The following is a 1,479-nucleotide window of genomic DNA, read 5'->3' on the forward strand; positions in this document are numbered from 1 at the left end:
GTGCAACGAAAAGAAAGAGACGGCCCAGAGCCTCCCGTCTCAGCGACCATCCCCCAAGAAAGGCCAGCAGCAGCACGATGACGCCGGTATAGTGGGGAAAATCCGTAAACGGCATGAACCCCCAGTAGGTGATTCCTCCAAACCCGAAAATACCGGGAAGAAGGAGGGTGGAAAATTCAATGGGGTGCATCGACCAGAGGGTTGCATACTCCCAGGCTGATCCCCCGCCACCCGACGCCATTCCCCGAACCGACCAGGGGGCATAGCCGGATGCAGGCAGCCAGATGGCAGCCGACATCAGGAGCGCACAGCCCAGAGCCACAGCCAGCAGTCCCCAGCGGGCGGCAAGGCGGCGTAGCGGGATACGGCCGGAAAACGAGAGGAAGAGGACGAGCAGAAGCATGAAGAGCCAGGAGTACCAGGCAATCTGCACATGCGACCGCTGCAGTTGAAACCCTGCCAGAATGGCAAGCATGCCGGCGTCCTGAAGTCGCCCTCTCTCCATAAGCCGCATGGCGGCCCAAAGAAGCCACGGGAGGTATGCCGCAGTCATCAGCTGACTGCCATGACCATGCACCAGCATGGCAGTCAAGGCTGGATTGAGCATGAAAACCGCACCTCCGAACCATGCCGCCGCCGCAGCTGCTGACTGGTGACGGAGAAAGAGATACATCCCGACCCCGCCGAACAGAAGATGGATCAACTGAAGGAGCATTCCGTCCAGATGAAGAAAAGCAATCGCGGAATTGGGGAAATAGAGGCCGCTCAGATAGCTGAACGCCTCTACGGTCGGCATCCCCGAGAACACCCATGGCTGCCAGAGAGGGTAACGGCCTGAAGCATGCTGAAGCTGCTGCAGGGCCGTATCAAGTGCGGCAGGCACAAGAGCGTCGGGAGCAGCAGGAACCATGGCCTGAAAAACAACCGGATAGTAGACCACCGCCAGCAGCAGGATATATCCTGCGCAAACAAGCAAAAATGACAGCACCCCGTTCTTCTTCAGCACCACGACTCCCCCGAAATCATCATTATGAAAAAACGAAAACAGCCCAACCCTCACCCTTTCCTGCCGAGGAGGCTCCTAAACTGCAAAATAATCTCCCGCTCATCCTCTTCCAACCCGAGCAGCAGCAAAATAACTGCGTACGAAAGTCCGAGAACGCAGAGGGCTGCTGCGGGCAAAAGAGCGCCCGGCAGAGTATAAAACACGGGTGGGAGAAAAAAGAATCCGAGAGCGCTGCCGGCCCCGGCAGCCAGAGGCTTGAAAAGCGCTTTGGAAAAGGGGTGCAGCCCAAGCAGGGAACGAACCTCCAGCAGCCGGGCAACGGAGAGCGTCAGAAAAAGCAGCAGCGAACCGAGAGCGGCCCCCTCTATGCCCATCCGGGGAATCAGTATCAGATTCAAAAGCACCTGCAGAAGGAGAGCGGCTGCAGCATTCATGAGACTGAGGCGTGCATGGCCGGTCATGGCCAGCAGGGT

The 1,479-nt window shown here is 58.2% G+C and carries 2 pseudogenes; both read right to left on the reverse strand.

Going from position 1 to position 1,479, the window contains the following annotated elements:
* A pseudogene (locus EKD02_RS09830) lies at window positions 1-1,060 on the reverse strand (hypothetical protein); the annotation flags it as partial.
* Window positions 1,057-1,479 (reverse strand): annotated as a pseudogene (locus EKD02_RS09835) (polysaccharide biosynthesis C-terminal domain-containing protein); the annotation flags it as partial. The pseudogenes EKD02_RS09835 and EKD02_RS09830, both read right to left, overlap by 4 nt.

The organism is Chlorobium phaeovibrioides (assembly GCF_003968655.1).
Taxonomy (GTDB): Bacteria; Bacteroidota; Chlorobiia; order Chlorobiales; family Chlorobiaceae; genus Chlorobium; species Chlorobium phaeovibrioides.